General features: G+C 47.1%; 9 protein-coding genes. 3 read left to right on the plus strand and 6 right to left on the minus strand.

All coding sequences use genetic code 11. The features are described 5' to 3' along the window. The first annotated feature begins 59 nt into the window (after positions 1 to 59). Positions 60 to 2,210 carry a TonB-dependent receptor plug domain-containing protein gene (locus tag ABIE50_RS26545; protein WP_209865653.1) on the plus strand — a complete coding sequence of 717 codons (2,151 nt, stop codon included), beginning with the start codon at positions 60 to 62 and terminating at the stop codon, positions 2,208 to 2,210. Here the strand turns inward: ABIE50_RS26545 and ABIE50_RS26550 are convergent. Beyond that, entirely contained in the window at positions 2,204 to 3,073 is an 870-nt protein-coding gene (locus ABIE50_RS26550; protein WP_209865655.1) for a LysR family transcriptional regulator, read from the minus strand. The genes ABIE50_RS26545 and ABIE50_RS26550 overlap by 7 nt on opposite strands. A gap of 96 nt (positions 3,074 to 3,169) precedes the next feature. On the opposite strand from ABIE50_RS26550, the gene ABIE50_RS26555 reads away from it, so the two are divergent. Beyond that, positions 3,170 to 4,069 (plus strand): alpha/beta hydrolase, encoded by a 900-nt coding sequence (locus tag ABIE50_RS26555; RefSeq protein ID WP_209865658.1) that lies wholly within the window; start codon positions 3,170 to 3,172, stop codon positions 4,067 to 4,069. Positions 4,070 to 4,093: 24 nt separating this feature from the next. Here the strand turns inward: ABIE50_RS26555 and ABIE50_RS26560 are convergent, their stop codons facing one another. Beyond that, positions 4,094 to 5,116: an LLM class flavin-dependent oxidoreductase gene (locus ABIE50_RS26560; protein ID WP_209865661.1), complete on the minus strand. Its 1,023-nt coding sequence runs from the start codon at positions 5,114 to 5,116 to the stop codon at positions 4,094 to 4,096. A gap of 230 nt (positions 5,117 to 5,346) precedes the next feature. Between ABIE50_RS26560 and ABIE50_RS26565 the strand changes: the two genes are divergently transcribed. Further along, complete coding sequence (locus ABIE50_RS26565; protein ID WP_209865664.1) at positions 5,347 to 6,735, plus strand: serine hydrolase domain-containing protein; 1,389 nt, start codon at positions 5,347 to 5,349, stop codon at positions 6,733 to 6,735. Positions 6,736 to 6,748: 13 nt separating this feature from the next. Here the strand turns inward: ABIE50_RS26565 and ABIE50_RS26570 are convergent, their stop codons facing one another. The 4 genes from ABIE50_RS26570 to ABIE50_RS26585 form a co-directional block, all read right to left on the minus strand. Further along, a complete protein-coding gene (locus ABIE50_RS26570) occupies positions 6,749 to 6,988 on the minus strand; it encodes a GlsB/YeaQ/YmgE family stress response membrane protein (RefSeq protein WP_209865667.1) in 240 nt (79 codons plus the stop codon). A gap of 167 nt (positions 6,989 to 7,155) precedes the next feature. Then, positions 7,156 to 8,805: a RagB/SusD family nutrient uptake outer membrane protein gene (locus tag ABIE50_RS26575; protein WP_354028190.1), complete on the minus strand. Its 1,650-nt coding sequence runs from the start codon at positions 8,803 to 8,805 to the stop codon at positions 7,156 to 7,158. Positions 8,806 to 8,832: 27 nt separating this feature from the next. Beyond that, positions 8,833 to 11,802: a SusC/RagA family TonB-linked outer membrane protein gene (locus ABIE50_RS26580; RefSeq protein WP_209865670.1), complete on the minus strand. Its 2,970-nt coding sequence runs from the start codon at positions 11,800 to 11,802 to the stop codon at positions 8,833 to 8,835. A gap of 510 nt (positions 11,803 to 12,312) precedes the next feature. Beyond that, complete coding sequence (locus ABIE50_RS26585) at positions 12,313 to 12,720, minus strand: winged helix-turn-helix transcriptional regulator (protein WP_142687687.1); 408 nt, start codon at positions 12,718 to 12,720, stop codon at positions 12,313 to 12,315. Between the last annotated feature and the right edge of the window lie 58 nt (positions 12,721 to 12,778).

Here is a 12,778-nt window from a genome sequence, read left to right on the forward strand (position 1 = left end):
TCCATCTGTGGAGGATAGAATACTGCATCTTGCGTGATCTTAAAAGCGCCAGAGAACAAATGTGTACCAGATTCATTCTTCCCGCCTTCCTGTTGCTCACAGGAAATACTTATGCTGCCACTCCCGCTGGCGACACAACAGGTTTACAAAGGGTGCAGCAGTTGAATGGCGTTGATGTACACTCCCACTATTATAAAAAAACAGATGATCTTATTGACATAAAAAAAATTGCAGCCCCTACCCTCGTTATAGACGGCAAAACCATCCAGCGGATGGGTAGCCGGCGCCTGGATGAAGTGCTGCGTGAACAGGCCGGGATGGCCGTTGTAAGCGACCTCGGGGCTGGCAACAGGAGCATTGGTATCCAGATGCAGGGCTTCAGCTCGGCCTATGTGCTGGTACTGCTCAATGGCTTACCGCTTTCGGGGCGTTTCAACGAAAACTTCGACATCAGCCGTATCAGCGTGCAGCACATTGAACGCATAGAAATTATTAAAGGCGCTTCCAGCAGTCTTTACGGCAGCGAAGCATTAGGCGGTGTGATCAACATCATTACCCGGCAGCATGTGCACAAGCCGGAAGCCTCTCTGTCGGCCCTGTATGGCACTTATAACACCACAGATATCAGCGCTGCTGCGGAAACCCCTTTCGCACAAAAAAAAGGGTCTGTTCACCTGGCAGCCGATTACTACCGGACGGATGGATTTAATGTGAATACCGAATACCTGAAAGATGGACAAACGGCCCCACCCTATCATAGCTTCAGCGGCCAGACACGTGCGTCCTGGCAATTGAATGACCGCAATACCCTGCAACTGAGTGCAAGAGCGGCCAACCGCCATTCTATCATGACGCGCTCCTATGGCACACAACCCTTCCGCGATCAACTGGATGAAACAGATGTAAACGCAGCATTATCCCTACGTACTAACCTGAACGAATACACGCGGTTACTCACCCGCTATTATTTCACCCATTATGGTGCCAACCAGGATGTGCAGATCATAGAAACCGGGAAGCTGCTCCAGGAAAACAGGTTTTCCCAACAGATCCAGCGCCTGGAAGTTCAGGGCAGCAGGTTGTGGTATGATGGCCGCCTGAGTATAACCGGCGGTATTGGTGGGGAACTGCTGCATATGAACAACAGTACGGTAACCGGCGCTCCGGATCAGCAGAACTATTTCGGGTATATGCAGGCCAACTTTAATTCCAACCGGAAATACGCACTGATAGCGGGCCTGCGCTACGACGGCAACAGCCTATATGGCGGTAAGCTGAATCCCACCGCCGGCGTGGAATATACACCATTCAAATGGTGGCAGATAAAAGGCGCTGTAGGCCAGGGATTTAAAGCGCCCACCTATGCACAGTCATACCAGGTGTTCACCAATATCACACAAGGATACACCGTGGTAGGCGCCAATATTTTCAATACCGCTGCTGAAGATCTGAAGAAAGCGGGCCTGGTACAATCCGTATGGAGCAATGCTGCTTCTGTGAAAGCGCTGGAGGCAGAAACATCTGTATCCTGGAACCTGGGCAACCGGTTCACTATCAGTGAAGGCTATACGTTTTCTGTGAACGGCTTTTACAACAACATCCGTCACCTCATCAATACAGAACAGGTGGGCATTATGCGGAACGGGCAGCAGCTGTTCTCCTATCTCAATCTTGGTAAAGCCTACACCACAGGCCTGGAAGCATCGCTGGAACTAAGCCCGCTGCCGGGATTAAAAGTAACCGGTGGTTACCAGTACCTGGTGGCTAAAAGCCGTGATGTGGAAGACAGCATCCGAAACGGCACAGGCGCCTACGGCAAGGTGCGTTCTGATCATGGCATCCGTACTGCAGCTTCCGGCGATTACTTTGGTCTCCCCAACAGGAGCAGGCATATGGCCACCTTGCAGGTATATTACACTTTCCGCCCCTGGGCGCTGCATACTTCCATGCGTGCCAGCTATCGCAGCAAATACGGTTTCCTGGATATCGATAATAACGGGTACATCGATAACTACGACATCTTTGTAAAAGGATATACACTACTATATCTCTCTGTTCAAAAATCCCTGTTAAAAGAAAAATTGCTGTTTAAATTTTCCGTAGATAACATCGGCAATTATACCAACTACCTGATGCCAGCCCAACCTGGCCGTGTGTTTATGGGAGGCCTGAGCTACCGGTTTGGCGTAAGGGAGAAATCAGCCTACTGACAAAACCGCTTCATTAATCCTACCTGCTCTGATGCCATCTTCGTTTCATCATAAGCCAGGTACAACGTGTTCTCAGTAGCTACCCTGCCACGCCAGATGATCTTTACGTCATCGCTTACCAGGTAATCCGCTGCTATTGTTAAAGCATTGCTGTGCTTAAGTGATTTTACAATAAGGCTCATGTCTGGTATCACGCAGTGTGGTTTCATAACGGGGCGTTTGAAGAAGTTCTTTTTCCAGAACCTGCGTATAATAGCAAGATCCGTGGTATAGGCAAACCAGGGTTGCGACAATAACCAGGCTTCGGCGCTTTCCCAGTTTTCCTTCTTAATGAAATTATCAAACTCCGTGGTGTCAATTGTTTTACTGCCTGCGATAATAAAATGTTCCTGGCGGACAGGCTCAAAAACAAGGTGTCTGTAATCGGCCAGCTTCGTAGCTACCACGAAATCCAGCGCACCTCTGTGCAACTTTCCCAGCAACTCTTTGGTGCGTCCGAAAGACAAAACAAGGCTGGCATCAACGGTGCTTATTCTTTCAGCTAACACCGCCTGGAAATATTCCTGTACAACGCCCAGCCGCACAAGGGAAGGCTGCTTCTTTAAACCGGCCGCATTGAAACCAGACTCCACTTTCTCCAGTTTCTCCAATGGCTCCACTACCTGGGTATAAAACAATTTACCATAATCGGTAGGCAACAGCTTGGGTTTTCGTTCAAACAACGGCTTTCCTACATGGGCTTCCAGTAAAGAAAGATGCTGACTCACATTAGGCTGTGATATAAACAGGATCTTTGATGCAGCTGTTAGCGATCCTGTCTGATAAACGGCTTTAAATGTTCTGTACCATTCCAGATTAACCATGTAATAAAGTTATAATTATTTTTATGAGCGCTCATAAAATAAGCTATTTTACTTATATCGCACTTCTGTGGAAATTTGTTTTCAAAAGATAATAAAATGGAAATATTACCACAGGTACAGGAAGTTTTGGCTTATGTTAAGTCTGTTAATGTTACCCACATCGAAAACAAGCTGCTGGCTTCAAGAGCACTCTATGAAGAGCTGGCGCCGCTTGCCGGGGAAGAGGAAGCAGTGTTTGCAGTTGAGAACAAAACCATTGCGCTTACCGGCCGGGCAATTAATATCAGGATCTACCGGCCTGATGATAAAAAAAGATTACCCGTATTAGTCTTTTTTCATGGCGGAGGTTTCTTCAAAGGCAGTCTTGATTCGCACGACCGCCCCTTGCGGCAATTGGCTAATTTATCAGGAGTAGTGGTTATTTCGGTCGATTACCGGCTTGCTCCCGAATACCCATTTCCCCATGGGTTGAATGATTGTATTGATGCTACGCAATGGATCATGCAACATGCAGCAGAATTGGATATAGACAGCCGTTATATAGCGGTGGCAGGAGACAGTGCGGGAGGTACACTGGCTACTACTGTAGCAGGTAAGTTAAAGGACCTGGCATGCCAGATACTTATCTATCCTCTTACCGGCTGCACGCTTGATACTCCCTCCTGGCGCGCATTTGCGGAAGGCCCTGTTTTAACTTTAGAGAAAGGGATTGAGTTATGGGAATATTATACGGAAGACAGGATCAGGGCGGCGCCTATATTCAACGATGACTTATCAGGCATGCCTGATGCATTTATTATCACCGCAGAGTACGACCCGCTGCGGGACGAAGGGATGGCCTATGCCGAAAAACTTCGCCACGCGAATGTGCAGGTAACGGAAAAACTTTACCCGAAAATGATACACGGGTTCGTACAAATGGGAGGTGTAATAGATCAGGGCAAAGAAGCTATTACAGCCATAGCAGCGTATATCAGGTACAAGTTACTGCCATGAACAGGTAGTAACCTGTACCTGGTCTTAACGCCATCCCAACCCCGGCGCCACATGCTCTAAAATAGAGGAGAGCACATGCACATTGTAATCAACGCCTAAGGTATTGGGTATTGTCAGAAGTATTGTATCTGCTTCCTGGATGGCTTCATCCCCGGCTAATTCCTTTATAAGCTGGTCCGGTTCCGCAGCGTAGCTTCTCCCGAAAATGGCGCGCTTACCCGGTTCTATCACCCCGATCTTATCGGTCCGGTCGGATTCCTGTCCGAAGAAATAGCGATCCTGGTCGGTTACCAATGCGAAAATAGACCGGCTCACAGAAACCCTTGGTTCTCGCTGATGCCCCGCCTTCTTCCATGCTTCTTTGTACAACCTGATCTGTTCGGCCTGCTGTACATGGAAAGGCTTACCACTTTCATCCTGCTTCAGGGTAGAGCTTTGAAGGTACATTCCATTTTCGGCAGCCCAAACGGCAGTTGCATTTGAGGCGGCTCCCCACCAGATACGTTCCCTTAATCCTTCCGAGTGCGGTTCCAGTCGCAGCAAACCCGGTGGATTCGGGAACATCGGGTACGGGTTAGGCTGTGCAAACCCTACACCTTTTAGCTTATCCAGGAATTCCAACGCTTTGCGGCGCCCCATATCTGCGTCTGTTTCTCCTTCGGCCGGTTCATATCCAAAATACCGCCATCCGTCAATTACCTGTTCCGGCGAGCCCCTGCTGATCCCCAATTGTAACCGCCCCTCCGAGATCAGGTCGGCAGCCCCGGCATCTTCCACCATATACAGGGGATTTTCATACCGCATATCAATTACCCCCGTTCCTATCTCTATTTTGCTTGTTTTGGCGCCTATTGCTGAAAGCAATGGAAATGGCGACGCCAGCTGGGCTGCAAAATGATGTACGCGGAAATAGGCGCCGTCTAAACCGATTTCTTCGGCAGCAACAGCCAGGTCAATGGACTGCAGCAAAGTATCACCTGCCGTACGGGTTTTATAGGCAGGATGGTTAGACCAGTGCCCAAACGATAAAAATCCTATCTTCTTCATAAATCTTATTTCAGGTGAAAAGTAACTCATTATTTAATAACTAAAAAGCACCGCTAACTAACAGGTTACTGCTGCACAGGAATTTTTAGCTTTCAACATACCGAAGGGGTCAACCTGGCTATGTCCTGCTGCTCAATTTATGCTCAAATCCGGTTTTTGAGAGGTCTGATAGCTCCCCTTTACAGCTTCGGCTACTGATTTCGCGCTACCTTCACCGGCAAATTATTCATATGGTAAAAGCTTTCTTTTTATTGTTGATCTCTTTGGTATGCCTGGGTATTACACCCGGTCTTGCCCAATCAGCAAGATCTGAAAATCGGGAAAACAGGATCAATAAGTTTGTGAATACGCACCTTTTTACGATTGCTCCGGGGGCGGTAGTACTTGTGGCCCGGGGGAAAGAAATATCATACTATGAAGCCATTGGTAAAGACAACATAACAAAGAATACAAAAATGGCAAAAGACGCTGTGTTCCGGATCGGCTCTCTCACCAAACCATTTACTGCTACCGCCATCCTGATGCTGGCAGAAGAGAACAAGATCCGCCTGGATGATACTATACAGCAATATATACCCGATTTCCCGGTTAAGACCTACCCGGTAACGATAGAACACCTGCTCACCAATACATCCGGGATAAAAAATTATTTCGAAATAAAAAATCCGGCAAAGGAAAGGCAACATTATACCCCACGCGAAGCAATTTCATATTTTGAAGATGAACCATTGGAGTTCGGGCCGGGTACACAATACCGGTACAGCAACTCCAACTACTACCTGCTTGGTTATATTATCGAAAAGGTGAGCGGGTTAACTTATCCTGATTTTATCCGGCAACATATTTTTAATAAGGTAGGCATGCCGCATTCTTATTACGGACAGATTTCAGACCGGCGGTCGCAATTGGCAACCGGCTATTCCAGGTTTAATGGTAAAACAGAGAACGCCGCGTTACAGGAAATCACGTCCATTTATGCAGCCGGCGGACTGCTATCCAACGCAATGGATCTGTTACATTGGCACCAGGCGCTGTTTGACGGAAAATTAATAAGCAAAGAAATGCTAAAAAAAGCAACCAGCCCTTTTACTTTAAAAAATGGCCGCTTATCGGAATACGGTTATGGATGGTTCATATCAGGCCTTGATAGCATGACCACCATTGAGCATAGCGGCTCAACGGACGGGTACCAGGCTGACCTTATTTATATCCCCGAAAAGGATATACGCATCATTACCCTGTTCAATTGCTATAAGGCCGACCGTGAATGGGTGATGGCTACGAATGATATAGCCAGGCTTGCTATGGATAAGCCACTGCAGGAAGATATTCAGCTACCCGAAAAGGTGCTCAGGCAATATGCCGGCACCTATAGGCATAATGAGGAATGGCAGATGATATTTACCATGAAAGGAAGTGATTTGTATGTACGCTGTCCCAAAGCCGGTCTTCCTGATGTCAGGTTATATGCACTGAGAGAGAATTATTTTTATACAAAAGAAACTCCTATAAGATTTGAATTATTGAAGCAGGCAAACGGAGGTATGCTACTGGTTACTTATAACGATTCCGGCAAAGATGCAGAATGGAAACGCATTGATAACGCGAACGGGCATTAGCTCCGGAAGGCGGTTATTTCCCTTTTACAAGCCGCACCAGCCAGATAAGGATCACTGATCCTACCAATGCTACTATAAGGGAACCAATAAAGCCGTTTCCAATATGGATGCCCAGCCTGCCGAATAACCAGCCGCCCAGCCAGCCACCAACAACACCTACCAGGATATCTATGAGCACTCCAAATCCATCGCCACGCATTAATTTACCGGCAAGCCATCCTGCAATGCCGCCAATGAGTAAAGTCCATAACATAAGAAGATCTTTTTAGGAAAATTGAATGTAACAATAAATTGGCATTTGAACTTATTTTTTTAACAGCCCTCTTCCAGAATCCGGAAATATTTATTGAGATAAACAACCGCATCGATCCTTCGATCAATGCGGTTGTTATATCATTTATTTTTTGTGGAAAAACCCGTTTAATATCCCGGGTTGGGCACCAGGTTAGGGTTCAGTGCCAGCTCTATTGCCGGAATAGGGAACACACGGCGGAAAACATCCTTATCAGCCGGTTTGAAGCCCCACTTGCCTTCAAATTTACCAAAGCGGATCAGGTCATTTCTTCTCCAGGCTTCCCAGGCAAATTCGCGGGCACGCTCATCCAGGATCATAGGCAGTGTAGTGCCCACCAATGGGGTGGTGCCTGCACGGCTGCGGATCTTGTTCACCAGTACATCGGCGGTTTGCAACTCTCCTTTTACCACTGTAGGCGCAGCGCCACGGAGAATAGCCTCTGCTTTCATCATGATCACATCTGCCAGGCGCAGCACCGGAAGATCCGTGTTCTGGAAACGGGTGGCGGTATTCAGGTTTTTGTCGGGATAGTATTTGATGGAGCGCACGCCTTTCAGTTGTCCTTTAAGATCGTTACCTACATCAAGTTTGGCTTCTCCGCCCGGTTTCAGCGTTAAAGCAGGGAAAATTTCCACCCACCAGTCGATCGGCGTATCAGCACCGGGAGAAGATGCATCCAGCGTTTTGGTAGTGGTATGAACAATGTTGGGGGTACTATCTTTGTTATACTGTTTACCGGATAGCCAGGTATTGTTACGCACATCGTTCGGCTGGTTAAAATAAGCATAGAAATCAGGAATAGTGCTCAGCGCCACACTTGGCCCGAATGCCGCCGGCAGGTCAAAGCGCTCCTTCAGGAAGGGATGCAGGCAGAAACGGGTAAAGTGACAACCGGGAATGAGATTCGCATCATAAGGAATGGCGAAAATGGTTTCCTTGATCTGCGGGCCATTATCCGGTTTAAAGATAGACGCATAATCGGCATCCAGTGAATAAGGCGCATTCAGGAGGATACTGTCTGCCATCGCTACCGCATCAGTATAACGCGGTGTACCTGTATAATACTCAGCATTGAGATACATTTTTTCCAGCAATGCAAAGGCCAGCCATTTGGTAGCGCGCCCGTAGGTGCTGCCATCCACTTTGGTAGTAAGGTCCGGCAAGGCCGATTTCAGCGTGTTCTCAATAAAGGCAAATACTTCCTTACGCGGCTTGGTGGCCGGGAGCGTGTTTACCGGGAAAGTATCGATTATGGGAATATTTCCATACAGGTCCATCATAAAAAAGTAGAAGAGCGAACGCATAGCCTTCAGTTCCGCAAGAGAAGAGGATTTATAATCCCCGGCGGGTAACCCGTTTACCAGGTTGATGGCATTGTTGGCAATATTAATGCCGCCAAAACCCCATTGCCAGGAACTGATCACGTATGGATGACTGCTGCCCCAGGTATGCAGGTGCATAAAACGGTATTTTCCGCCATCGTCGTAATTACCATCACGGGCCGGGATAATGGCCTCATCGGTAGAGAACTCCTGCAACATCCAGTAGTCCACCCCGTAACTGAAACCGGTACCATTCATCCAGTAGGTAGCATCACCGGATTTGGTATTGGCAAGCTGTGAATACACGGCTCCAATGGCGGCTGCATAGGAAGCGTTATTGGAGGGAAAGTTGGAAGGCGTATATTTCGACTCTACATCTACATCCAGCTTGCTACAGGCGGTAAATGCCATTGCGGCAAGCAGGAAAATGCCAAGGATTCTTTTATAGCTCATATCTTTATTTTTAAACAGTCAGATGGATTAAAAAATAGCATTCAGACCAAAGATGAATGACCGGGTCTTAGGATAATAGTTCCTGGCGTCAATGCCCGGGGTGAGGCCACCGAGATCAATTTCAGGATCTATGCCTGTATAATCGGTAATAATAAATACATTGTTAACGTTACCGTATATACGCAGTTTACTGATGTAGTTACTTCTGATCTTGAAAGTATACCCCAGGGTCAGGTTATCCAAACGCAGGTAGGAACCATTTTCCAGGAACCTGTCGGAAATAAGGAAAGAGTTCTTATCGTTATAGGACTCCCCGGTTGTAAACTTCAGGATGTTGGTCATTTTCGCATCTGTTGGCGTGTTTAGCGCTGCAGTGGTGGCGTTGAGTATCTTGTTGCCGGATACCCCGCGGATAAAGATATTCAGATCAAACCCCTTATAGGTGAAGGTGTTGCTCCACCCGTAAGTGATACTGGGCTGCGCATTGCCGGCCTGCATCAGGTCGCCGATGCTGGGAGAGGTAGTAACCGTACCATCAGCTTTCTGGTAGGTAGACACGCCGTCCTTATCTTTTCCCAGGTAATGAAACAGGGTAAATGTACCAATGGGTTGTCCTTCCAGTATTTTCTGGCTCCAGTTACCGGACTGCCCTTTACCACCCAGGATGGCGGTGGGAATATCTTTCAACGTAAACCTTCCGCTGGAAAGTGCGCTGATGCTGTTGGTATTATGTGATACGTTGATGGAAGTTTTCCACGAGAAGTTTTTATTGCTCACCGGTTCAGCATTCAGCACTACTTCCACGCCCTTGTTACTTACTTTACCAACGTTTGCCAGTAAGGTGGTGGTAATGTATTGAGTGGTAGATACCGGGTAGTTCCAGATAAGATCTGAGGTTTGTTTATCGTAGTAGTCTACCGCACCGCTCAGCCTTCCTTTAAAGATGGCAAAGTCGATACCGGCATTAAACATGGCGGTACGTTCCCATTTCAGGTCGGGGTTAGGGTTTTGTACCGGAGCGATGGCATTGATCAGGTTACCATTATCATAATAACGGCCCGTGTTGCTGTATTGCAGCTGCGCCGCCAGCGGATCAAAGCCCAGCGAGTTACCGGATACTCCATAGCTCACCCTCAGCTTGAGGTCATCAAAAAACTCACTTTTCTGCATAAACGGCTCCTGGCTGATACGCCATCCTGCTGATACTGCCGGGAAGTAACCCCATCGGTTGTTTTTACCAAAGGCAGAAGATCCGTCATTACGCAGCGAGGCCTGGAAATAGTATTTATCGGCATACTGGTAATTGATCCTGCCATAGTAAGAGATCAAACGCAGGGTGGTAAGGGTGCTGGTAGCAGAGTTATCGAATACAACGGTGCCGGGGGGTGGGTTGCTCAGGCTGAGATTATTCCAGGAAAGCGCATCGCTGCCAAAGCCCTGTGTGCTCACGCCAAAGCCGTCGCCGTTGTGGTCTTCCTGCCAGGAATAACCGGCCAACACCTTGAAATTGTGTTTGCCAACCGTTTTATCATAGTTAAAATAAGACTCAATGATATTACGGGTGTTTGTCCAGGCCAGGCGGGTAGCTTTACCGTTAAGCCCTTTTGCGAGCACAGACAAGCTGTTGTAATATACATTTCTCGTTACCTGTTCGCGCTGGGTGGAAAGGCTCAGCGTATAGGTAAGACCGGGGAGTATTTTTACTTCTGCAAGACCATTACCCAGGAACTTGTTGATCTTCGTTTCATCGCTGTTGTTATCGATGAGTGATACCGGGTTATTGGAGCCACGGATATTACCTGCATAGTCTTCTGTATAGCTGCCGTCGGGCCGTTTTACCAGCACCGTGGGCAGGTAGTTCAGCATATTCGACAACACGGCATCCGGCACATTGTTTTGTGTAGTAGATGAGTTGAAGATGTTCACTCCCAACCGCAGGCGGTCGTTGAATGCGCGCTGATCAATGTTGGCACGGATCCCCATTCTTTTCAGCGATGAGCCTACAATGATACCGGGGTTATCGAGATAGTTGATGCTAAATCCATAGGTGGTGCTTTTTGAACCACCCATGAGCGACAGGTTATGATTATGAGAAACGGCATCCCGTTGCACTTCCTTTTGCCAGTCAGTATTTACCGGGGTAGTTGTACCGGGGTACACGTCGTTATTGGCAGCCGCGAGCACCTGGCCATTATCTGCCAGGTATTTGCGTAATTCATCGCCGGTAAGCACTTCAAGCCGTTTGGATACTTTTTCAAGACCAACATAAGCGTTATAGGCAATACGCAGCTGGTCCATTTTAGGGCGGCGGGTGGTTACCATAATTACGCCGTTGGCAGCCCTGGCCCCATAGATAGCGGTGGAAGCACCGTCCTTGAGAACGTCGATGCTTGCGATATCATCCGGCGCCACCATGTCGATAGGCGCTCCCGGCACCCCGTCGATCACGTAAAACGGTTCCTGTGCCCCGCTGCGCAAGGTAGATGGTCCTCTCAGTATTACGCTGGGGTTCTGGTTGGGGTTACCACTTTTTGTGATCGTTAAACCAGGTACTTTACCCTGCAGTAACATCGACGGAGATGCAATAACGCCCTGTGTAAATTCTCCTGATCCAACGGAGCTGATGGCCCCGATCACATTCTTTTTACTGGTTTTACCGTAACCTGTGATCACTACATCGTTCAGTTGTTTGAGCTGCGCCTTCAAAGATACATCCAGGCTATGTGCCCCGTTTATATTTACCTCTTTGCTTTCGTACCCTACAAATGCAATATGCAGGGTACTGTTACCACCGGCAACCTCTAACCGGTAATTTCCCTCCACATCCGACACCACACCGTTGCGTGTGCCAACTTCAGAAATACTTACACCCGGGAGGGGCTGATTCTTGTCGTCTGTGATCCTGCCCTGAACCCTGAATTTGTCCTGCGCCAGCGCCGGTAAGCAGGCGAAGCACAGGCATACTATCCAGCAAGGGACAGCAGTCAGCAATTTCACGGGAAATCGTAATGAAAACCTACAATAATAGATTTTGTTCATAAAGCAATCTTTAAGTGATTTGTTGTTTAATTAGTGATAATTGGTCGTTGCTGTTGATTAAATGACGGGCTACGCTAAGCCTATGGCATAACATTCGTTAAGTGATGTTTTAAAATAAATTTATGGCAGATCCCAAAAGCAAATCAGCCCGTAAAGCTAAAAATGTTGTTATTGAATTAACAGAAGGTAATGTTATCAGATTGTTACATTAGATTTTGGTTGCTTATTACATTGTTCGTAAAAGGTTTTCAAATCGGGCCTTCAGGAATTCCAGGCAAAAGTTGCTAAAACCAGCCGGTAATTAATATACAATAAATATAGGTATTGTGAGGGGAAAATAAGAGGTCAAAACAAAAAAAGAGTGCTCTTAAACCCCAATAGTATATATATTGGGGTTGCAATATTTTAAATCATAAACCCGCATAAAAAACAGCCCAATAAGAAAAGGTATTGGCTGCGAATATTAAATCAACTCTCCAGTTTTTTAGTCAGGGCTTTAATAAATCCGGTCTTATCCTTTTTCACCTCCTTCAGCATCGCTTTTCTATCTTCCGGTATAGAAAAGTATTTTTCAGCCCACAGATTTATTTCAATCATTAAGGGGAGCAAGTCAATCCCTTTGCGGGTTAACCTGTATAACACTTTGGCTTTACTATCCGGATGAGGTAATTTTTCGATGATCCTGTTTTCCTCCAGCGCCAGTAAACGGGCCGCCAGGATATTAGTGGATATTCCTTCCGCCGACTTTAAAAAATCACCATAAGTGCACTCCTTTGCGAACAACAAGTCCCTGACAATCAATAATGACCACTTATCTCCCCATATATCGAGTGAACAACTAACCGGGCAATCTGACCTCTTTTTGGCTTTAGGCATAAAAACATTTTTAGAAATCACTTGCATTTTGAAAGTAATTACTATCTTTACACTTGTA

The sequence above is a fragment of the Chitinophaga sp. OAE865 genome (assembly GCF_040546735.1).
In the GTDB taxonomy this organism is placed as follows: Bacteria; Bacteroidota; Bacteroidia; order Chitinophagales; family Chitinophagaceae; genus Chitinophaga; species Chitinophaga polysaccharea_A.

Bases quoted from the DNA above. Each gene is read 5' to 3' on its own strand.
- ABIE50_RS26575 (WP_354028190.1), bottom strand. From the start codon at position 8,805: ATGAGCTATAAAAGAATCCTTGGCATTTTCCTGCTTGCCGCAATGGCA.
- ABIE50_RS26585 (WP_142687687.1), bottom strand. From the start codon at position 12,720: ATGCCTAAAGCCAAAAAGAGGTCAGATTGCCCGGTTAGTTGTTCACTC.
- ABIE50_RS26555 (WP_209865658.1), top strand. From the start codon at position 3,170: ATGGAAATATTACCACAGGTACAGGAAGTTTTGGCTTATGTTAAGTCT.
- ABIE50_RS26550 (WP_209865655.1), bottom strand. From the start codon at position 3,073: ATGGTTAATCTGGAATGGTACAGAACATTTAAAGCCGTTTATCAGACA.
- ABIE50_RS26560 (WP_209865661.1), bottom strand. From the start codon at position 5,116: ATGAAGAAGATAGGATTTTTATCGTTTGGGCACTGGTCTAACCATCCT.
- ABIE50_RS26545 (WP_209865653.1), top strand. From the start codon at position 60: ATGTGTACCAGATTCATTCTTCCCGCCTTCCTGTTGCTCACAGGAAAT.
- ABIE50_RS26565 (WP_209865664.1), top strand. From the start codon at position 5,347: ATGGTAAAAGCTTTCTTTTTATTGTTGATCTCTTTGGTATGCCTGGGT.
- ABIE50_RS26570 (WP_209865667.1), bottom strand. From the start codon at position 6,988: ATGTTATGGACTTTACTCATTGGCGGCATTGCAGGATGGCTTGCCGGT.